The organism is Brevundimonas sp. 1080, from assembly GCF_040545985.1.
Taxonomy (GTDB): domain Bacteria; phylum Pseudomonadota; class Alphaproteobacteria; order Caulobacterales; family Caulobacteraceae; genus Brevundimonas.
This window is the reverse complement of record NZ_JBEPMW010000001.1, coordinates 734402-754720: the sequence shown is the minus strand read 5'-3', so window position 1 is coordinate 754720 and position 20319 is coordinate 734402. Positions and strand designations below refer to the sequence as shown.

The following is a 20319-nucleotide window of genomic DNA, read 5'->3' as shown; positions in this document are numbered from 1 at the left end:
CTGAACCGGGCGCGGGGTGTTTCACAAGCGAAAGGCGGGCCGTCTTGCGACGACCCGCCCTTCCTTCCGCCTGAAAGCAGGATCAGGCGTTCAGATCGACGTCCTTGCCTTCCTTGACCAGCAGGAAGCCCAGAACGACCGTCCCCAGGGCCACCACGATCGGGTACCAAAGGCCGGAGTAGATGTTGCCCGTCGCCGCCACGATGGCGAAGGCGGTGGTCGGCAGGAAGCCGCCGAACCAGCCGTTGCCGATGTGATAGGGCAGGGACATGGAGGTGTAGCGGATATTGGTCGGGAACATCTCGACCAGGGCCGCCGCGATCGGTCCGTAGACCATGGTCACGTAGAAGCCGAGGATGAATAGGATCAGCACCACCATCGGCTTGTTGACCAGGGCGCTGTCGGCCTTGGCCGGATAGCCGGCGGCGGTCAGGGCCTCGCCCAGGCTCTTGTCCCAGGTCTTCTTCTGGACGGCGAAATCGGCCGGGGCCATGGCGTCGCCCCGGAAGCTGGGGATGACGGCCTGATCGCCGATACGCACCTCGGCGACCGTGCCCGCCGGCGCCGCGACGTTGGTGTAGGTCACGCCCGCCTTGGCCAGATAGGATTTGGCCACGTCGCAGGAGTGGTTGAACACCGTCTTGCCCACCGGATCGAACTGAAGGTTACAATCGGCCGGATCGGCGTAGACCGTGACCGGCGCCGAGGCGGCGGCGGCGGCCAGTTTCGGATTGGCGGCCTGGGTCAGGGCGTTGAACAGCGGGAAATAGGTCAGGGCCGCGATCAGGCAGCCGGCCAGGATAATCGGCTTTCTGCCCACCTTGTCCGAAAGCCAGCCCCAGAAGATGAAGAAGGGCGAGGCGGCGACAAGCGCGATGGTCAGCAGCACATAGACCAGTGTGGCGTCGACCTTCATGACCCGTTCCAGGAAGAACAGGGCGTAGAACTGACCGGTGTACCAGATGACGGCCTGGCCGGCGGTCAGGCCCAGCAGGGCGATCAGCACGATCTTCAGGTTGGGCCATTTGCCGAAGCTGTCCTTCAGCGGGGTCTTGGAGCCCTTGCCCTCGGCCTTCATCTTCTTGAACGAGGGGCTCTCGGCCAGCTTCAGGCGTATCCAGAGGGACACGCCCAGCAGCAGGATCGAGACCAGGAACGGAATGCGCCAGCCCCAGGCGGCGAAGGCCTCTTCGCCGACCGCAAGGCGGACGCTCAGGATCACCACGAGGCTCAGCACCAGGCCGGCGGTCGCCGTGATCTGGATGAAGGAGGTGTAGAAGCCGCGCTTGCCCTGCGGGGCGTGCTCGGCGACGTAGGTGGCGGCGCCGCCATATTCACCGCCCAGGGCCAGGCCCTGGATCAGGCGCATCAGCACCAGGATGATGGGCGCGGCGATGCCGATGACCGCATAGGGCGGCAACAGGCCGACGACGAAGGTCGACAGACCCATCAGCAGCATGGTGACGAGGAAGGTGTTCTTGCGTCCCCAAAGGTCGCCCAGCCGCCCGAAGACGATGGCGCCGAAGGGCCGCACCGCAAAGCCGGCGGCGAAGGCCATCAGGGCGAAGATGTAGCCGGTGGTTTCGTTGACGCCGGAGAAGAACTGGACGGTGATGATCGCCGCCAGAGAGCCGTAGAGATAGAAGTCGTACCACTCGATGACGGTGCCGACCGATGAGGCGAGAATGACCAGGCGATCGCTGCGATCGACGGTATGCTCCTCTCCTCCGGACGCAAGGGGTGCGTCGGTTGCCATGATCCATTTCCTCCCGTGTCGCCGTTATCGGCCGTTCTGCACATCCTTCAGGATGCGTGGACGCCGACATTGACCGAGAGCGGGGCGGGTGGAGAGAGCGACTTTGGTCGAGGATCGCCGGTCGCCAAGGCGACCTTGGGGTCGAGGATCGCTGGCGATCAGCCGTCGATGGAGATGACCGGGCCGAGCTTGGGTTGCGCCTTGCCGCGACGGGCGCTGCGACGCTTCAGCCAGGCGCGGATGCGGGTCTGGATCGGATTGTCGATCGCAAAGTGGAAGGCGAAGGCGAAAGCGACCGCCGCCATGACGCCCAGGCCCCACAGGCCCCATTGAACAAAGGGGGGCAAGGCGACGCGCGCCTCGACCGCATTGACCACGCCGAACCAGACGATGCGGACCACCTCGTTGGAGATGAACATGGAGAAGGAGACCATGGCGGCGGTCTCGATCCACTTCGAGGGCTTGGTCACCGGCACGGCGCCGGCGGCCAGGATGATGATCGAGATCAGGGTCAGGGCGACGAGGGCGTGCTTGTCGTGAAGTTGAAGCGCGAAGAAGCCGACGGCGGCCAGCACCCCGGCCCAGCCGGCCAGGCGCGGCGCGATCCAGACCTTCTGGGCGAACCAGGCCAGGCACATGCCCAGGAAGAACAGCGGCAGGGCGCGGATGATGCCGTAGCGCATGGGCATCTGATAGACGGGATAGCCGAGGAACGACCAGCACAGCTGGTTGGCGATCAGATAGACGCCGACGCCGACGGCCAGGGCCGACCACGGACCCAGACGCATCAGGCCGCGAATGATCCAGGGGAAGGCCAGGTAGCAGCCGATCAGGGCCGAGATCGACCAGGTCGGCGCGTTCCAGCCCAGGCCGCCATGCACGCCATAGGATTGCAGCAGCAGCAGCTGGGCCGGCAGCTGATCCCAGGCGAACCATTCGGGATTGCGGGGCGGCGAGCCGGCGGCGGTGGCCAGCAGCACGAAGCCGACCAGCGAAAGGCCCATGATCAGGTGGGCGGGCACGACCCGCAGGAACCGCTTCAGGAAGAAGTCGCCGGGCGACATCCGACCCTTGTCCACCGCCGCGGCATAGACGCGCATCAGCACATAGCCGCTGTCGATCAGGAAGAAGTTGGTCAGCAGGAAGCCGCCGCGTTCGAAGATCGGATTGATCAGATGGGCGAGCGGCTCGGGACCGGCGGCCTCGAAATGATGCAGGATGATCAGGAAGGCCACGATAAAACGCAGCGCGTCCAGCCAGCCGCCGCGCGCGATCTGAACTGTCTCATTGCGGGTCGAAATCAGGGGCCAGGGCATCGTCAGCGCCTCCTTTGATCCCCTCACCGCAAGCGTCGGGCCAGTTCGCCTGTCAGGCGAACATCAGCCCCGCACCAGACGCAGAAACTCTTCGCGCGTGCGGGGGTCGTCGCGGACGACGCCGATCAGGTGGCTGGTCGACAGGCTGGCGCCGGGCGCATTGACGCCGCGCAGGGTCATGCAGCTGTGCTCCGCCTCGATGACCACGCCGACGCCGTGCGGCTTCAGCACGGTCTGGATGGCCTCGGCGATCTCGGAGGTCATCTTCTCCTGGATCTGAAGGCGGCGGGCGAAGCCGCGCACGACCCGAGCCAGTTTGGAGATGCCGACGACGCGGTCCGTCGGCAGATAGGCGACGTGCGCCTTTCCCACGACCGGCAGCATATGGTGCTCGCAGAAGCTGACGAAGCGGATGTCCTTCAGCACGACCAACTGGTCGTAGCCGCCCGTCTCTTCGAATGTCTTCTCCAGATAGGAGAGCGGATCGACCTCATAGCCCTGGAAAAGCTCGCGGTAGCTCTTGGCGACGCGGGCGGGGGTTTCCAGCAGACCTTCGCGATCCGGGTTGTCCCCGGCCCATTCGATCAGGGTGCGGACGGCGGCTTCGGCGTCGGCCTGGGAGACTTTGGAGGCGGGGGCGTCTGTCATGGCGGCCTAGATAGCGGAGCGCTTGAGGGAAGGGGAGAGGGCGAGCCGTCCCATTACGAGGCGGACGCGCGTTCAGACGGTGGAGTCGGAAAAAGAGAGTCTAATTCGTCTAATTCGTCTGAAATCGAATGATCGGCGCTCCCCCAGTCGAAGGCGGGGAAGTCGGCATCGAAGCGGCGCCGTTCAAGGCCGCACGCGAGATTTTTCCATGGGTCAGGTCTAGACGAAGACACGTCTGGTTAGCGGCCTGTTAACCATCCTGTCGGCATTTTCTGCCCAGTAGTTGCTGGAGTGGGCCGATGAACGGCGCGGAAGTTCTGGACGTCGGGCGCGACGCCATCTGGCTGACGATCCAGCTGTGCCTGCCGGTGCTGCTGGTCGGCCTGGTCGTCGGCGTGGTGATCGGCCTGTTTCAGGCCCTGACGCAGATTCAGGAACAGACCCTGATCTATGCGCCCAAGATCATCGCCATCTTCGTTTCGCTGATCCTGTTCCTGCCGCTGATGGGCGCCCTGTTGGGCGGCTTCATGCGCCAGATCGCGGCCCGCATCGCGGGGATGTAGTGGACGCTTATGCGACCGCTGATCAGGTCTGGGCCGGGGGGCTCATCTTCGCCCGGATCGCGGCGATCCTGATGCTGATCCCCGGCTTTGGCGAGGCCTATGTGCCCCCGCGCGTGCGACTGTCGCTGGCGCTGGTCATCAGTCTGGCGCTGTGGCCGGTGGTGCGCGGTTCGCTGCCGGGCCTGCCGGACAGCATGGGGCTGATGGTCGGGTGGATCATCCGCGAGGTGGTCGTCGGCCTGATGATCGGCCTTTTGCTGCGAATGTTCATGAGCGCCCTGGCGACGGCGGGCGAGATCGTGTCGTTGCAGACGACGCTGAGCTTCGCCCAGACCGCCAATCCGATGCAGGCCCAGCCCGGTTCGACCATCGCCGCCTTTCTGGCCCTGCTGGGGGTGACGCTGCTGTTCGCCACCGACACCCACCACCTGTTCATCGCCGGCATGGTGGGATCGTATCGGCTGATCTCGCCGGCCCAGCCGCTGATGATGGCCGACTTCACCCAGATGGCCGTGCGGACCCTGGGCGACAGCTTTATGCTGGGGGTGCAGTTGTCGGCGCCGGTGCTGGTCTTTGCTTTGATCTTCAACCTGGCGTCCGGCCTGGTGGCGCGGGTCATGCCGTCGTTCCAGGTCTATTTCGCCGCCGCGCCCTTGAGCGTGATCCTGGGCCTGTCGATCTTCGCGCTGAGTCTGGGTGCGCTGGGCACCCTCTTCATCGACCGCTACCGCCGTCTGGCGGAGTATTTCGTGCTGGGAGGCCCTGTTGGCTGAAGGCGCGGATCCCGAGTCGAAAACCGAAGAGGCGACCCCGCGAAAGCTTGAGGACGCCCGAAAGAAGGGCGATGCGGCCAAGTCGCCCGACGTCGCCCAGGTGCTGTCGCTGGCGGGGGCGGCGGCGGTGATCCTGATGGGGGGAGGCTGGTTCGCCTCGTCCATCGCCGAACAGATGTTGCCCTTCATCGCCGCGCCGCACGAGATGCTGGGGGTGCTGAACTCGGGCGCGGGCAACCAGATCATGGTGCGCGCTGTCTGGGCCGTGGCGCCCTTTCTGGGCGCCGTCATGCTGGCGACCATCCTGGGCGGGGTCGGGGGCAATGTCGCCCAGTCCGGACTGATCTTCACCGCCGAAAAGCTGAAGCCCAAATGGTCGGCGGTCAGTCCGATGCAGGGGTTCAAGCGCATCTTCGGTCCCGACGGCCTGGCGCAGTTCGTCAAGACCTTCCTGAAGCTGATCGCCGTCTGCGCCGTGTGCTGGATGGTCTTGAAGCCGCATCTGCGCGAGTTCGAGAACATGGCCTCGATTAGCCCGCTGGCGATCCTGCCGCTGGCGCGCGACATGGCGATCTCGCTGTTCGTGGCCTCGATCATCCTGCTGGGCGCCACGGCCGGGGCCGACTTCATCTGGCAGAAGATGCGCTTCGCCAAGCGGATGCGGATGACCAAGGAAGAGCTGAAGGAAGACTTCAAACAGTCCGAAGGTGACCCGCACATCAAGGCCAAGCTGAAGCAGATCCGCATGCAGCGCAGCCGCCAGCGGATGATGGCCAATGTGCCAAAGGCCACCGTCATCGTGACCAACCCGACCCACTACTCGGTCGCCCTGCGCTATGAGCCGGATCAGGGCGACGGGGCGCCGATCTGCGTGGCCAAGGGCGTCGACGCCCTGGCCCTGCGCATCCGCGAAGTGGCGACCGAGCACGGCGTGCCGATCGTCGAGAACGTGCCGCTGGCGCGCGCCCTGTACGCCACCGTCGAGGTGGACGAGGTCATTCCGCGCGAACATTTCGACGCCGCCGCCAAGATCATCGGCTTCGTCTTCCAGTCCCGTAAGCGCCGGTAAGGCGGCGTCAGGATTTGGGCGTATGATCGCAACACTGATTCGCGAGGCTGTATGACGTCCACCCGCCGCCCTTCGTTCGACCTGTTGTCCGGCGTGATGGCGTTCGGCGTCGTGGCGGCGATCGCGGCGCTGGCCTATCCGGCGTTTCGCGCCAACCCGACCTCGGCGCCGGGACTGGTGCTGATCCTGACCGTCGGCGCGATCGCCCTGATCGGTCTGTTCGGCTTCCGCCGGGCGGCGGACGCCAAGCCGAGCAGCGACGCGGCCATCGAGGTGCTGGACGCCATGGCCGAACCGGCGGCGCTGGTGTGGGATTCAGGACAGATCCTGGCCTTCAACGCCGCCTGGTCCGAGGCCAATGGGGCGACCGGCGCCCTGCCGCGCGGCAAGTCGGCCCAGGCGCTGTATATGGCCTTCGCCCAGGCGCGCAAAGGCGAGCCGGGCCGCGCCATCGTCATGATCGGGCAGCGCGAGGTCGAGGTCGTCATCGGCCAGATCGGCGATGGCAAGACGGGCGAGGGACGGTTCCTGATGCGCGCCGCGCCGGACGCCGTCCTGCCCATCGCCGCCGCGCCCGTTCACACGCCCGCCGCCGCAGCGACCGGCGAGGCGCGAGCCATGGCTGCCGGGGCGCCGTTCGGCTCGGCCGTGATCGGCGGCGACGATCTGTTTTCAGGCCGGGCTGAAGAGGCCAATCCGGCGCTGGCGGTCCTGACCGGACCGGGGGCGGCGCGCGATGCAGCCTTCGGGCATCTGTTCGATCCGGGCGGCATCGCCGAGGCGCGGCTGAAGCTGGCGGGCGGATCGTCGGGCCCGATCGAACTGGTCGCACGGGCCTATCCCGACAAGATGCTGCACTTGTATGTGGCGCCCGAGGGCGACAAGCGGCGCATCTGGCTGTTCGACGTCTCGGGTCAGAAGTCGATGGAGCTGCAGCTCAACCAGGCCCAGAAGATGCAGGCTGTGGGCCAGCTGGCCGGGGGCGTGGCGCACGACTTCAACAATCTGCTGACGGCGATCCAGCTTCAGCTGTCGGGTCTGCTGGAACGGCACCCGGTGGGCGATCCTTCGTACGAGGGGCTGAACGAGATCCGTCAGACGGCCATTCGCGCGGCCGACCTGGTGCGCAAGCTGCTGGCCTTCTCGCGCAAGTCGACGGTGCGGCGCGAGCGGCTGGACCTGGGCGAACTGGTGGGCGAGTTCGCCATCCTGTTGCGGCGGCTGCTGCGCGAGGACGTGCGGCTGGAGACCGACTACGGACGCGACCTGCCGGTCGTGCTGGCGGACAAGTCTCAGCTGGAGACGGCGGTGATGAACCTGGCCGTCAATGCGCGCGACGCCATGCGCGGCGTGGTCGAGCCGGGCGCCGGCGTCGTCACCATCGCCACGCGCCGTCTGACGGGCGACGAGGCGCGAGCCCTGGGCTGGGTCGATGCGCCGACGGACGAGGTGGCCCTGATCGAGGTGTCGGACACCGGACCCGGCGTGCCGCCCGAACTGGCGGACAAGATCTTCGAACCCTTCTTCACCACCAAGGCGGTGAACGAGGGCACCGGCATGGGTTTGGCCACCGTCTATGGCATCGTGCAGCAGGCGGGCGGCCACATCACCGTCAGCAATATCGAAGGGGCTGGAGCCGCCTTCCGCATCTTCCTGCCGGCGGCGGGCGAGGCGGAGCTGGCCGAGGTTCAGCCGGTCGAGGTCAAGGCCAAGGCGCCGCGCGACCTGTCGGGCGCCGGCCGCATCCTGTTCGTCGAGGACGAGGACGCCGTGCGCGGCATCGCCGCCCGGCTGCTGCGCCAGCGCGGCTATGAAGTCATCGAGGCCGCCGACGGCGAGGAGGCCCTGCTGCTGGCCGAGGAACACGCCGGCCAGATCGACATGATGATCTCCGACGTCATCATGCCGGGGCTGGACGGGCCGTCCTTGCTGAAGAAGGCGCGCAAATATCTGGGCGACGCGCCGGTCATGTTTATCTCGGGCTATGCCGAGAGCGACTTCTCGGACCTGTTGCAAGACGAGACGGGCGTGTCCTTCCTGCCCAAGCCGCTGGACATCAAGACGCTGGCGGAGCGTGTGAAGCAGGAACTGCACGCGGGCTGATCGCCCCCATAAAGGGCGGGTTCAGGCGGCGCGGCGAAGCGCGGACGGCGCCTTTACATACAGGCCTCGGCGGCCGTTCACGGCGCGGAAGGCGACCGTCTCGCCTTCCAGACTTTCGTCCACGCCCAGAAGCAGGCAGCCGTCATCGACCAGGCGGCGTTCCAGTCCGTCGAGAAGACGCGCCCGGCGCGACGGCTCCATATCGGTCATGACGTTTCGGCAGAAGATCACGTCGAAACGGGCCTCATCGGTCGGTTCGTCCAGCAGGTTGGCGCGACCGAAACGCACGGCATCGGCCAGTTCGGCCTTGACGATCCACTGGTCTTCTCGCGGTTCGAACCAGCGCAGCATGGTCTTGGCCGTAAGCCCGCGCTGGATCTCGAAGCCGGTGTAGAGGCCCGAGCGCGCCTTCTCGATCGCGCGCTGCGACAGGTCGGTGGCGACCAGATCGACATCGACGCCGATCTCCCTGGCCGTCATGGCGATGGACCAGGCCTCCTGGCCGGTCGAGCAGCCGGCCGACCAGATCTTGATCCGCCCGTCGGGCCGCGCCTTGGACAGGGCCGGCAGCAGTTCGGTTTCGAGAATGCGGAAAGGGGTGCGGTCGCGACGGAACCAGGTCTCGGCGTTCAGCAGGGCCTCGATCACCGACCAGGCCAGCGAGGCGACCGGATTGGCCCACAGGTTCGTCAGCAGAGCCTCGACATTGGCGTAGCCCTCACGCCGCGCGATCGGACCCAGCCGGTGTTCGGCCAGGTGGATGCGATCCCGCGACAGCCGATAGCCGGCGCGGGTGGCGAGAAGGGACTGCAGCTTGTCGAAGTCCTCAGGCGTCATGCGGCGATCGCTCCGACCTCCGTCAGCTTGGACTGCAGGATTTCGCCGTCGAACGGCTTCATCACATAGTCGTCGGCGCCGGCGGCCAGGGCTTCGGCGATCCGCTCGGGGCGGGTCTCGATCGTGCAGAACAGCACCTTGGGTTGCTTGCCACCCGGCATGGCGCGCAGGCGACGCAGGAAGGTGATCCCGTCCATCACGGGCATGTTCCAGTCCACCAGCAGGACGTCAGGCATGGCGCCGGTGCAATAGGCCAGGGCCTCGGAACCGTCCGCCGCCTCATCGACCTCATAGCCCAGGCCCTCGACGATGCGGCGCGCAACCTTGCGGATGATGCGGCTGTCGTCGACGATCAGGCAGGTTCGGAAGTCCAAGGTCGATCCCTCAATGACACGACGGCTTTCGCCCGTGGCGCATGGACTGTTTTTATCTCAAACGCCAGTTAATGAGTCGTTTGGAAACGCCTCAGGCGGGCATTCGCGCGACCAGTGCGACCTTTCCGTCTTCAACCTTGACGCGTAGAGCGCCGCCGGCCTCGTTCACGGTCAGCCACAGCCAGTAGGGCTGGATCCACTGGCCGGCCAGGCCCTCGACCAGGCGTTCGCCAGCCAGACCCGTGACGGCCTCGGGCTTCAGCCGGGCGCGGGCGCCCTCGGCGAAGCCTTCCAGATAAAGCAGGCCGTTTTCGACCCGCGACTGAATGGTGGCGACGCCGCCCATCGGCAGGGCACCGACGGTCAGATAGGCGAGGTTGGTCAGGGCGCGGGCCTGGGGCTTGGTGAACTCGCCGTCGGCGATGCGCCAGTCCAGCGAGGCGCGGCCCCCTTGCACCATGCCGGACACCAGGCCTTCGATCTCGCGGGCGGTGAACTTCTCGCTGGTCGTGGCAGCGCCGAAGGCGACGCGGGCGAAGTGAACCAGGGCGACCATCTTCCTGGCGCTCTGCTCGATCAGGGCCAGGGCGTCGTCGCGCATATCCTGAGCCGTCGGGTCCTGCATCAGGTCCAGGCCCGATACGATGGCGCCCGACGGACTGATGAAGTCGTGGCACAGCTTGGCCGCGATATAGGTCGCCAGCTCCGTCCCATCGACCGGAAGGTCCAGCGGAGCGGCGTCTGTGTCGTGGGGGGAGGTCATGATGTCTGGCGCGCTCAGGTCACAGTTCGTATCGCGCGCGAAGTTGGAGTGATTTGCCGGTTCATGGAACCGCCCGGATGGTCTATCGACCCGCCAATGACGACCTCTTCTACACCTGCTCTTGAGCGCGATCTGACGTCCGGCGCGCTGTCCCTGGCCATCGCCGAGATCGCAGAGGAGGCCGCGCGGCTGATCCTGCCCTATTGGCGCGCAGGCACGGCGGTCGAGACCAAGTCCGACGACAGCCCGGTGACCCAGGCCGACCGGGCGGCCGAAGCCCTGATTTTGGAACGGCTGGCGGCCCTGTATCCGGGCGTGCAGACGGTGGCGGAGGAGGCCGTGTCGGCCGATGGTGCGCCTGAAACCGCCGAGGACTGGTTCTGGCTGATCGATCCGCTGGACGGCACGCGCGGCTTCGTGCGCGGCGGCGAGGCCTTCACCGTCAATATCGCCCTGATCCATGACGGCTATCCGGTCGCGGGCGTGGTGACGGCGCCGGCGACGGCGACGACCTGGCGCACCGACAAGCCCGAGGGCGGCGCCTTCCGGCGTCAGTTCGGCGCCCTTCAGGCCGGAGAGGCCCATTCAGGCGAGGACTGGCGTCCGATCCGGGTGCGCGACCGGCCGCAGGAAGGCATGGCCCTGCTGAGCCACAGCGTCACCGACGAAGAGGCGACGCGTCTGGCCGCCCGTCACGGCTGCTCGCGCTGGCAGGGGACGGATTCGTCGCTGAAGTTCTGCCTGATCGCCGAGGGGCGGTTCGATGCCTATCCGCGCACGGGCCCGACCTCGGAATGGGACACCGCAGCAGGCCAGGCGGTGTTGGAAGCCGCCGGCGGGCGGGTTCTGGCCGATGACGGGCAGCGGATGGCCTATGGCAAGACGCGGTTCCTGAACGGCGCCTTCGTCGCCATGGGCGGCTAAGGTCTAGGACCTCAACAACGCCTCGGCGCGGTCGGCGAGGGCGTCGACGCCCATTTCCCGGGCCGTCATCGCCGCCTCGCCCAGGATCAGCCCCAGATCGGTCGGGACGACGCCGCCAAGCCGATGCCGCGCCAGCATGATCTCGGCCATGCCGATCTGATCGGCGGCCCAGTCGAGCGGCGTCGCCGTCGCCATGCGCGCCCGCAACCGGGTCTCCAGCGTCATCAGGGCGGTCAGGTTCTTGACCGCCTCTGCCAGTGCCACCTCACGCGTGATGCGCCGCTCGCGCGCCAGGGCGCCGATGATCAGTTCGCCGCCCTGCGTCAGGGCCTCCGCCTGGGTCAGCAGCATCAGCGGCTGGGCGTCGTCGCCTACACGCAGCACCTGGATCGCGGCCCAATCCAGCGGGCTGTGATCCGGCGTGAACTGATCGGCGGCGGCGTCGAACATGATCCGCCCCTGGTTGCGGGCCTCGTCATGCCCCGCAATGGCGGCTAGGGCCGACAGGCCAGCGCCGCACAGAGCGAGGGCGCGGGCGCGGGTCAGGGGGCGATGGTCAGGGGATGCGGCCTCGACCAGGGCGCCCAGGTCGCGGCCGGCCTGATCCAGAAGATGCACGTCGCGCTGCACCACGCCCATTTCCAGCGACAGGGCCGCGCGATCCATACGCAGATCCATGTCCTCGGCGTCGTCTCTGCGCACCGCCTCATCCATCAAGACAGCCGCCTGATGAAGGCGGGCGATGTCGCCGCTCAGCCGGGCCGTGCGGACCGTCAGCCGGGCGTGAAGCGCGGCCATGCCGACCGCGATGCGTCGGCTGCGCGGCTGCCCGACCGCCGCAAGGGTCGTCGCCGCGCGGTCCAGACGGCCGGGGTCGCCGCACAGATCAAAGCGCAGCATCAGCACCGCCGCCTTGGCCATGGCGGCCCGCGCGATCTGATCCTCGCCCACGGCTGAACGCGCCAGGCTGTCGGCGCAGCGTTCGGCCCGATCCAGACTGTCGGCGGCGCCGGTGCGTCGGGCGTGTTCGCGCCACAGGGCGCAGGCGCGGTTCTCGGTCTCGAAGGGACGGGCGCAGGAAACGCGTCCGGCGTCCGTGGCCTCGCGTCTCGCTTCGGCGCGCAGCAGATCCGCGCCGATCAGTTCGACCCAGCCCAGGTCTTCGCTCTCTCGCGCCTGGGCGAAGAGTTTTCGAAGATCACGGCCGAATTCGAACATGCTGGACCTCGGTTATCCCGCTTCGGGACGCAGACTGCGTCACCTGCGGCGTCCAATGCAAACGCAGCGCCGGGAATGCGGTTCGGCTTGGCCTTAAGCCGGCGACCTAGTCGAGTTTCGGCGTCTTCTGCTGGCAGCGTTGCAGGTTGGCGCGCGCCTCGGGCGCCTCGGCGTTGAGCTGACGCACCGCGGCGATGCGCGCACGGGTCTGATCGGCCTCGGCGGCCGGCGCCGCCTTGCCCGCCGCCGTCGCGGCCTGCATGGCCGCCAGGGACCAATAGAGCGCGGCGTCATACAGCCGCCGCCCCTGGGCGCTCTCGCCGCCTTCAAGCTCCGACGCGGCCTGGGTCAGGCCCGCACAACGCACCGCTTCGTCATACGAAACCAGCCCCACGGAAGGGGCGGCCTGCAGCATAAAGACGGTGCTGGCGAGGGCGAGAAGCGTCGACATGACCTCAGAATGGCTCAGCTGCGTGACCAAAGGAAGTCGTTAGCGGCGCCCGGCCTTAGCCGCGCTCCTTCGTCTTGGTGAAGGCGATCTTGGGGAAGCGTTCGCCGACATAGCCGGTTTCCCAGCTCGACTTGGCCAGGAAGACCGGGGCCTGGTCGATGTCGCGCGCCATCTGGGGGCGGTATTTCCCGCTGAAGTCCTCGACGTCCGCGTCGGAACCCTCCGCGCCTGGAGCGATCCAGCGCGCTTCGGCGTAGGGTGAGGGTTCGAAGACGACGTCCAGGCCGTACTCCTCGCCCAGGCGGTCGGCCATGACCTCGAACTGCAGCTGGCCCACGGCGCCGACGATGAAGTCCGAGCCGATTTCGGGACGGAACAGCTGGGTCACGCCTTCCTCGGCCAGACCTTCCAGCGCCTTCTTCAGGTGTTTGGCCTTCAGGGGATCCTTCACGCGAACCCGTTGCAGGATTTCCGGCGCGAAGTTGGGCAGGCCCGCGAAACGGACCACGCCGCTCTCTGACAGGCTGTCGCCGACGCGCAGCACGCCGTGGTTCGGAATGCCGATCACGTCGCCGGCGAAGGCGTCGTCGGCCAGTTCGCGGTCCGAGGCGAAGAACATGATCGGCGCATTCACCGACAGGGACTTGCCGGTGTTCTGCACCTTCAGCTTCATGCCGCGCTTGAAGGCGCCCGACGCCATACGGAACATGGCGATCCGGTCGCGGTGATTGGGGTCCATGTTCGCCTGGACCTTGAACACGAAGCCGGTGACCTCGTTGGATCCCGGTTCGACCTCAGTCTCGACAGGGGCGGGGGCGTTGCGGGTCTCGGGCGGGGCTTCCTTCTTCGCCTTCATCACCTTGGGCGCCGGGGCCCAGTCGCCGATGGCCTTCAGCAGTTCGTCGATGCCGAAGTGGCGAAGCGCCGATCCCCACAGCACGGGGGTCATGTGACCTTCAAGGAAGGCCTGGCGATCAAAGGCCGGATAGCCGCCCTCGACCAGTTCGACGGCCTCGGCGAGGTTGTCCTGCTCGCCCGCCTCGAAATACTGGGCCGCCTGGTCCAGCGGCAGGGCGGGGGGGTGTTCGGGATCCTCCGCCGAACCGGCGGCCTTACGGGTATAGGGCTGGAACCGGCCGGTGCCGACCTCGACCATGCCTCGCAGACGATTGCCGCTCTCGGCCGGCCACCAGATCGGCGCCGGGTCCAACTGAAGGCGGCTGGCGATGTCGTCCAGCAGGGTCATCGGATCCTGGGCCTCGCGGTCCAGCTTGTTGATGAAGGTGATGATCGGAATGTCGCGCAGGCGGCAAACCTCGAACAGTTTCAGCGTCTGCGGTTCGATCCCCTTGGCGGCGTCCAGCACCATGATGGCGCAGTCGGCGGCGGTCAGAGTACGATAGGTGTCCTCGGAGAAGTCCTCGTGCCCCGGCGTATCGAGAAGGTTGAACATCTTGCCGTCGTGCTCGAACGTCATGACCGAGGCCGAGACCGAGATGCCCCGCTCCTTCTCGATCTTCATCCAGTCCGAACGCGTGCGCCGGTTCTCACCGCGCGCCCGCACGGCGCCGGCCGCGCGAATGGCGCCGCCCGCCAACAGAATGTGCTCGGTCAGGGTCGTCTTGCCCGCATCCGGGTGGGCGATGATGGCGAAGGTCCGGCGGCGCGCCGCTTCTTCAGGCAGGGTCAAGGAGGACATGGCGCGCGACTAACCCGCCGCGCGCCGAAAGTCACTCGCTGGCGGGAGATGGGGCGGATTCAGACGGTGTTAGCGGAGAGGTTTCCGGCTCCGGCTCGCTGATCTGAGGCGCTTCGGCGTCTTGCGTGATTTCCGGCAAGGCCTGGCCCTTTTCGATGGCGGCGATCATGCCGCTTGCGAAGATGGAAGCGGCGCTGCCGTGGGGATTGTTCGCCACCGGTTTCAGCACCGCGATCGCCTCTTCCGGCTTGCCGGTTTTTACCAGGGCGTCCGCATAGGGGAAGCGCACCGCCGCCAGTTGAGGGGCGCGATCCAGCGCCAAGCCCAGGGTCAGCAGATCGTTTTCGTTGGGATAGCCGGGCTGGGTCCGGCGAAGTTCGGAAAGAAGCATCAGGGTGCGGTAGTCGTTCTGACCGGCTGCATAGGCGCGAGCGAGATAGCCGCGCGCCTGGACGCGCAACGCCTGAGCCTGGTCGTCGTCTTCGGCCTCGCGCGCTTGTTTGAGCCTCTCCTGCGCCAGGAAATGCAAGGCTTCGACATGGTCCGGATCGATTTCCAGCAGGCGTTCAAGCGCACGTTCGCCGGCGGGGCGATCGCCGAAATGGAGACCGGCATGGCCGGCGGCGAGCAAGGCCAGCGGATCGTCGCCATGCCGCGCCGCCAGCCTGGCGACCTCTTGGCCCAAGGCCTGGCGATCTTCGTCGGGGACGCCGATCTTCAGCCGTTGATTGATGAGCAGCAGATCATTGGCAGCGGGCGACAGGCGCGTGACGACGATGTCGGCCGTTGGAAACTGGCCGCTGAGCGTCCTGCCCATCAGACGCCCACGGGTGTAGCGTCGAAGCGCGACCTGAAGGTCACGCAACGACATTCCGGTAGCGGCCTCCATTGCAGGCACAGAATCCTCGCCGCCCGAAACGCGCTTCAGATAGTCTTCCAACTGCTCCAGGCGCGCAGGATCGCTGATGAACCAGTGGGTCAGCAGCCAGGCGATCGGATAGTAGGTCGCTTTCTGACTCTCGGATCGAACTTCACCCGGACGCTTGGTCAGCAGGACATCAAGCGGGATCCAGGTTTCCGCCATAATCCAGTAGGCGCGGTTTTGGTTAAACTGGCCTAGTTGAACTTTCCGATCTCGGACGTCGATGTCCGCGGTCATGTAGTATTCGGCAAAGCCTTCGACGAACCACGCCGGGTAGGATCCGGGGAAGTTGCCCAGCATGAAGTGGTGGGCGTATTCGTGCATGAGGATGTCGTCGCCCGACATCCCGCCGTCGCCGTCGCCTCTGATGGCGACCGCAAAGATATCCTCTTCCGTCGGGAAGTAAGTGCCCATCGTGTTTTCACCGCTCTGCGGGTGCACACGCGTCAGGCCTCGGCGACCGCCGACGAGATAAATCGGCATTTTGCGCTGCGGCTCATCCGACATCGAGCCGCCGTGTCGGACCTGCATGACACGATCGAAAATCTCGAGTTTTTGGACGTAATCGCGCAAGGCGCGCTCGCCGCCGTCGCTATAGACGATGAAGCGTTCGCTTTCGGCCCGCAGCCAGTCCGCCCGTGCTGGCTGAGCCATTGCGGCAAACACAATCGATCCCACCGCCAAAATGGCGCAGGTTACGAGCTTCGAACTCATATAATCAGTCCCGAACATCCCTTGAGGGCGAAGGTGCAACTTCCACGCGCCGACGTCCAGCCGATTGGTCCACGTAAAATAACCCCTCGCCACGAAGGGCTATCGGAGTCATGCTCGGTTCTGGAGGAGACGATCAGGCCGTCAGAGTCCGACGCTCCGCTCCCGGATCGATCCGGGATCATAGGGAAAGGACAAGGACGATGGCTGTCATCCATCCTCAAGACCGTATCGCCCATGCGCCGCGTGAGCGGGCGCCGCTGCATCCGGCGGTGGGGCTGGTCGTCGGCTTCGGCTTCATCGTAGCCGTCGCGACGCTGGTCCATGTGGTGTTCAACGCCGTCCTCTGACGGCGTTTCAGGTCGCGATCAGGCGGCCAAGCGGTTCCAGACGGCGCGGTCTGCGGAGACGGCGTCGAGGCGACGGCCCTTGGCCTGAAGCTGACGCATTACCTGTTCGGGCAGGGTGCAGAAGCGCGGCTCGACGAGGTCGGGATTGCAGGCGGGGGCGGGCGCCGCGAAAAGGGCGGCGTTCACGTCGGGGCTGCGCTCGGCGATCAGCCAGGCCAGGCGACGGGCGCGTTCGGGATCGTTGCGGTGAAGCAGCGGGTCCTCGGCGAACAGTTCGCAACCCAGTTCCAGCAGATAGTCCAGACCCAGCTTCTCGAACCGGCGCGCCTCGGCGGGCGTGACCGGGCAGGCCTCGTCCAGGTCGAACACGACATCGTTCAGAAGAAACAGCATGGGCGAGACGCTCGACTGGCCGGACGCGAGTTCGTCCGTAAGCTCACAATAGGCGCCGCCGCTTGCAGTCCCGTTCACGGACGCGGTTAAGAGTTTCTGACCAGCCGGCCGTCGCCTTGTAAGAAAAGCGACGGCGATGACGCGACGTTACCCTTGCGCCAGTGTGCGGCCTCAGCTTACCTGATCACGCATTGTTACAGGCCGGCGTCGCGCCGGAGAGAGGCCGTCATGACGACCCATGAAGATCGCGCCGGGCTGAAGGTCGCGGGCGAATTGATCGCCCTGATCGAGCAGGACGTACTGCCTGGGCTGGGACTTGATGCGGCGGCCTTCTGGAGCGGAGCGGCGGCGATCTTCGAGCGGTTCGCGCCCGAGAACCGGGCGCTTCTGGCGCGACGCGACGCCTTGCAGGCTCAGATTGACGACTGGCACCGGGCGCGGCGGGGCCAGCCGTATGATGTGGCGGCGTCCGAGGCGTTTCTGAAAGAGATCGGCTATCTGGTGGAGGAGCCGGCCCCGTTCACGATCGGCACCGAAGGCGTGGACGCCGAGATCGCGCGCATGGCCGGCCCGCAGCTGGTCGTGCCAGTGCTGAACGCCCGCTTCCTGCTGAACGCCGCCAATGCGCGGTGGGGCAGCCTGTATGATGCGTTTTACGGCACCGATGCGTTGGGCGACCTGCCGGCTGGCGGCGGCTATGACGCAGCGCGCGGCGCGCGGGTCGTCGCGCGGGCCAAGGCCTTTTTGGACGAGGCGGCGCCGCTGGCGGAGGGTTTGCATACGGATGTCGCCGGCTGGTCGGTGATCGACGGCGCACTGTCACCCGCGTTGAAGGATGCGGAACAGTTCGTCGGCTTCACGGGCGAAGCCAGCGCGCCCGCCTCGATCCTGCTGGTCAACAACGGGCTGCACATCGAACTGGTGATCGACCGCAGCCATCCGGTGGGGCGCACCGATGCCGCCGGTCTCGCGGACGTGGTGCTGGAATCGGCCCTGTCGACCATCGTCGATCTGGAGGACTCCGTCGCGGCCGTTGATGCGGCGGACAAGGCCGAGGCCTATCGCAACTGGCTGGGTCTGATGCGAGGCGATCTGTCGGCGACGTTCAACAAGGGCGGCGAGACCCTGACCCGCGCTCTGGAGCCGGATCGCCAGTGGACCGCGCCGGACGGGTCCTCGGTGATCCTGAAGGGGCGCAGCCTGCTGTTCGTGCGCAATGTCGGGCATCTGATGACGACCCCGGCCATTCGTCTGGCCGACGGGTCGGAGGCGCCCGAGGGGATAATGGACGCGATCGTGACCAGCCTGATCGCGCTGTATGACATCAAGGGTCTGGGCGGGTTCGGCAACAGCGCGACGGGCTCTGTCTATATCGTCAAACCCAAGATGCACGGGCCGGAAGAGGCCGCCTTCTCCGACCGGCTGTTCGATGCGGTCGAGGATCTGCTGGCCCTGCAGCGCCATGCGATCAAGGTCGGGGTGATGGACGAGGAGCGCCGGACCTCAGCCAATTTGGCGGCCTGCATTCAGGCGGTGAAGGACCGGATCGTCTTCATCAACACCGGTTTCCTGGATCGCACCGGCGACGAGATCCACACGGCCATGCAGGCCGGTCCGGTGGTGCGAAAGGCCGACATCAAATCCAGCGCCTGGATCGCGGCCTATGAGGCGAGGAACGTCGCCATCGGCCTGAAATGCGGCCTGTCCGGCAAGGCCCAGATCGGCAAGGGGATGTGGGCGGCGCCGGACCGGATGGCGGATATGCTGGAGCAGAAGATCGGCCACCCGAAAACGGGCGCGAACACCGCCTGGACGCCCTCGCCGACGGCGGCGACCCTGCACGTGCTTCACTATCATGCGGTCGATGTGTTCGCGGTTCAGAAGGATGTGGCCGGGCGCGAGACGCCGGGGCTGGAGGCTTTGCTGACCCCGCCGCTGGCGAATGGCGTCAACTGGTCCGAGGACGAGGTGGCGGCCGAGTTGGACAACAACGCCCAGGGCATACTGGGCTATGTCGTGCGCTGGATCGATCAGGGGGTGGGGTGTTCCAAGGTGCCGGACATCCACGACATCGGCCTGATGGAGGATCGGGCGACGCTGCGAATCAGTTCGCAGCATATCGCCAACTGGCTGCTGCACGGGGTCTGCACGGCCGATCAGGTCGAGGCCGCGTTCCAGCGCATGGCGGCCAAGGTCGATGGTCAGAATGCGGGCGATCCGCTGTATCGGCCGATGGCGGCGGACCCGAATAACAGTCTGGCCTATCAGGCGGCGCGGGCGCTGGTGTTCGAAGGCGTCGATCAGCCGAACGGCTATACCGAGCCGTTGCTGCATGCCTGGCGGCTGAAGGCCAAAGCGGCTCAGTCCGTCTGACGCGCCTTGGGCGGAGCGGGCGGTTCCTGCGTCTCGGCCTCGTCGTCGGCCATGACGTCGTCCGCGGCGTCGTTGGCGGTTCGGGCGGGACTTTGCGGGCCGGTCGGTCGCGGCGGTGAGCCGACGCCGTAGCCGAGGCGCTTCAAGGCCTCCTCGCCGTCCAGGCCGAAGGCGGTGCGCAGGCGAAGATCGGTCTGGGGCACCGGCACCTCGACGCCCGCCGCGTCCAGGGCGTCGGCGATCAGCCAAGTGTAGGCGGCGTGCATGGCCGCCGGGCGTTTGACGGCGTCACGTGTCGGCCAGACCACCAGTTCGAACGACAGGCCCCGATCGCCGAAGGCCACCAGCCAGACCTGGCTCTTGCGGGCCTCCGTTTCCGGCAGGGTGAAGGGGCTGGCGCGGGCGGCGGCCAGAACCGCGTCGCGCACCTGTCCCCGGTCCGAACCATAGGCGACGGTGAAGGGCACATGGATGCGGCGGGTGTCGCCCTTCATCGTCCAGTTGGTGACGGGCTGTTCGATGAAGCGCGAGTTGGGCACCAGGACATTGACGTTGTCGTTGGTGCGGACACGGGTGGCGCGCGGGCCGATCTCCATGATGGCCCCGCGAATGCCGATGTCCTCGATCTCGATATAGTCGCCGACCGACACCATCCGGTCGAAGATCAGGAATAGGCCGGAGACGAACTCCTTGACCACTCCCTGCAGCCCGAGACCCACGCCGATGCCGAGCGCGCCGGCGAAAACGGTCAGCGACGACAGGTTCAGCCCTGCCGCCGACAGGGCAGACATAATCCCCACGACGATGATGCCGTAGCCGGCCAAACGCTCCAGCAGATAGATCGCCTGACGGCTGCGGTCCGAGCGCTCGCGCACGCGGCGCAGCGACCGCGTCACCAGCCAATGGGCGGCGAAGGCGATCAGGAGGATCACGCCCGCGCTGACCAGACCGCCCAGCGTCAGATTGATCCCGGCGATGCGGGCGATCTGCGACTGCTCGATGGTGTCGAGGCCCAGCTTCTGGATCGGATTGGTCATCGCGTCCTAGAGCGTCCGGCGAACGGTCAAGGTTCCGAA

19 protein-coding genes are annotated in these 20319 nt (G+C 66.6%); 7 read left to right on the top strand and 12 right to left on the bottom strand.

Features of this window, described 5'->3' with window-relative positions; all coding sequences use genetic code 11:
- Window positions 1-82: 82 nt before the first annotated feature.
- The 3 genes from ABIC32_RS03890 to folE form a co-directional block, all read right to left on the bottom strand.
- Complete coding sequence (locus tag ABIC32_RS03890; RefSeq protein ID WP_307508821.1) at window positions 83-1756, bottom strand: MFS transporter; 1674 nt, start codon at window positions 1754-1756, stop codon at window positions 83-85.
- A gap of 158 nt (window positions 1757-1914) precedes the next feature.
- Window positions 1915-3072 (bottom strand): acyltransferase family protein, encoded by a 1158-nt coding sequence (locus ABIC32_RS03885; protein ID WP_354072444.1) that lies wholly within the window; start codon window positions 3070-3072, stop codon window positions 1915-1917.
- Window positions 3073-3135: 63 nt separating this feature from the next.
- Window positions 3136-3720 (bottom strand): GTP cyclohydrolase I FolE, encoded by a 585-nt coding sequence (gene folE / locus ABIC32_RS03880; RefSeq protein WP_055806832.1) that lies wholly within the window; start codon window positions 3718-3720, stop codon window positions 3136-3138.
- A 299-nt stretch (window positions 3721-4019) separates the two neighbouring features.
- Here folE and fliQ point away from each other — a divergent pair, with 299 nt between their 5' ends.
- The 4 genes from fliQ to cckA are packed head-to-tail and all read left to right on the top strand — an operon-like array spanning window position 4020 to window position 8228.
- Window positions 4020-4283 (top strand): flagellar biosynthesis protein FliQ, encoded by a 264-nt coding sequence (gene fliQ, locus ABIC32_RS03875; protein ID WP_017505641.1) that lies wholly within the window; start codon window positions 4020-4022, stop codon window positions 4281-4283.
- Complete coding sequence (gene fliR, locus ABIC32_RS03870; RefSeq protein ID WP_354072442.1) at window positions 4283-5056, top strand: flagellar biosynthetic protein FliR; 774 nt, start codon at window positions 4283-4285, stop codon at window positions 5054-5056. Before fliQ ends, fliR begins: the two co-directional genes overlap by 1 nt.
- Entirely contained in the window at window positions 5049-6125 is a 1077-nt protein-coding gene (gene flhB, locus ABIC32_RS03865; protein ID WP_055753861.1) for a flagellar biosynthesis protein FlhB, read from the top strand. Before fliR ends, flhB begins: the two co-directional genes overlap by 8 nt.
- Before the next feature lie 51 nt (window positions 6126-6176).
- Window positions 6177-8228, top strand: coding sequence for a cell cycle histidine kinase CckA (gene cckA, locus ABIC32_RS03860; protein WP_055806826.1), 2052 nt, complete (start codon window positions 6177-6179; stop codon window positions 8226-8228).
- A 21-nt stretch (window positions 8229-8249) separates the two neighbouring features.
- Here the strand turns inward: cckA and ABIC32_RS03855 are convergent, their stop codons facing one another.
- The 3 genes from ABIC32_RS03855 to chpT form a co-directional block, all read right to left on the bottom strand.
- Window positions 8250-9065, bottom strand: a complete 816-nt coding sequence (locus ABIC32_RS03855; RefSeq protein WP_354072440.1) for a CheR family methyltransferase — start codon at window positions 9063-9065, stop codon at window positions 8250-8252.
- Entirely contained in the window at window positions 9062-9439 is a 378-nt protein-coding gene (locus tag ABIC32_RS03850; protein WP_017505646.1) for a response regulator, read from the bottom strand. The genes ABIC32_RS03855 and ABIC32_RS03850 overlap by 4 nt, the downstream gene beginning before the upstream one ends.
- A 91-nt stretch (window positions 9440-9530) precedes the next feature.
- A complete protein-coding gene (gene chpT / locus ABIC32_RS03845) occupies window positions 9531-10202 on the bottom strand; it encodes a histidine phosphotransferase ChpT (protein WP_055806821.1) in 672 nt (223 codons plus the stop codon).
- Window positions 10203-10298: 96 nt separating this feature from the next.
- Between chpT and cysQ the strand changes: the two genes are divergently transcribed.
- The gene (gene cysQ / locus ABIC32_RS03840) at window positions 10299-11126 is read left to right on the top strand and encodes a 3'(2'),5'-bisphosphate nucleotidase CysQ (RefSeq protein ID WP_017505648.1); all 828 of its coding nucleotides are present in this window, start codon (window positions 10299-10301) and stop codon (window positions 11124-11126) included.
- 3 nt (window positions 11127-11129) lie between these two features.
- On the opposite strand, the gene ABIC32_RS03835 is transcribed toward cysQ, so the two are convergent.
- The 4 genes from ABIC32_RS03835 to ABIC32_RS03820 form a co-directional block, all read right to left on the bottom strand.
- Complete coding sequence (locus tag ABIC32_RS03835; RefSeq protein WP_354072437.1) at window positions 11130-12344, bottom strand: hypothetical protein; 1215 nt, start codon at window positions 12342-12344, stop codon at window positions 11130-11132.
- 106 nt (window positions 12345-12450) lie between these two features.
- The gene (locus ABIC32_RS03830) at window positions 12451-12795 is read right to left on the bottom strand and encodes a hypothetical protein (RefSeq protein ID WP_313009140.1); all 345 of its coding nucleotides are present in this window, start codon (window positions 12793-12795) and stop codon (window positions 12451-12453) included.
- A gap of 55 nt (window positions 12796-12850) precedes the next feature.
- On the bottom strand, window positions 12851-14494 hold the full coding sequence (locus ABIC32_RS03825) for a peptide chain release factor 3 (protein WP_307508852.1): 1644 nt from the start codon (window positions 14492-14494) through the stop codon (window positions 12851-12853).
- 31 nt (window positions 14495-14525) lie between these two features.
- Entirely contained in the window at window positions 14526-16148 is a 1623-nt protein-coding gene (locus tag ABIC32_RS03820; protein ID WP_354072434.1) for a hypothetical protein, read from the bottom strand.
- A gap of 182 nt (window positions 16149-16330) precedes the next feature.
- Here ABIC32_RS03820 and ABIC32_RS03815 point away from each other — a divergent pair, with 182 nt between their 5' ends.
- Window positions 16331-16477: a hypothetical protein gene (locus ABIC32_RS03815; RefSeq protein WP_167334160.1), complete on the top strand. Its 147-nt coding sequence runs from the start codon at window positions 16331-16333 to the stop codon at window positions 16475-16477.
- 18 nt (window positions 16478-16495) lie between these two features.
- Here the strand turns inward: ABIC32_RS03815 and ABIC32_RS03810 are convergent, their stop codons facing one another.
- Window positions 16496-16870: a hypothetical protein gene (locus ABIC32_RS03810; RefSeq protein ID WP_307508864.1), complete on the bottom strand. Its 375-nt coding sequence runs from the start codon at window positions 16868-16870 to the stop codon at window positions 16496-16498.
- A 228-nt stretch (window positions 16871-17098) separates the two neighbouring features.
- Here ABIC32_RS03810 and ABIC32_RS03805 point away from each other — a divergent pair, with 228 nt between their 5' ends.
- Window positions 17099-19243, top strand: a complete 2145-nt coding sequence (locus ABIC32_RS03805) for a malate synthase G (RefSeq protein WP_354072431.1) — start codon at window positions 17099-17101, stop codon at window positions 19241-19243.
- Here the strand turns inward: ABIC32_RS03805 and ABIC32_RS03800 are convergent.
- Entirely contained in the window at window positions 19231-20280 is a 1050-nt protein-coding gene (locus tag ABIC32_RS03800; protein ID WP_295195050.1) for a mechanosensitive ion channel family protein, read from the bottom strand. The two genes, ABIC32_RS03805 and ABIC32_RS03800, sit on opposite strands and share 13 nt — an antisense overlap.
- Window positions 20281-20319: the final 39 nt, after the last annotated feature.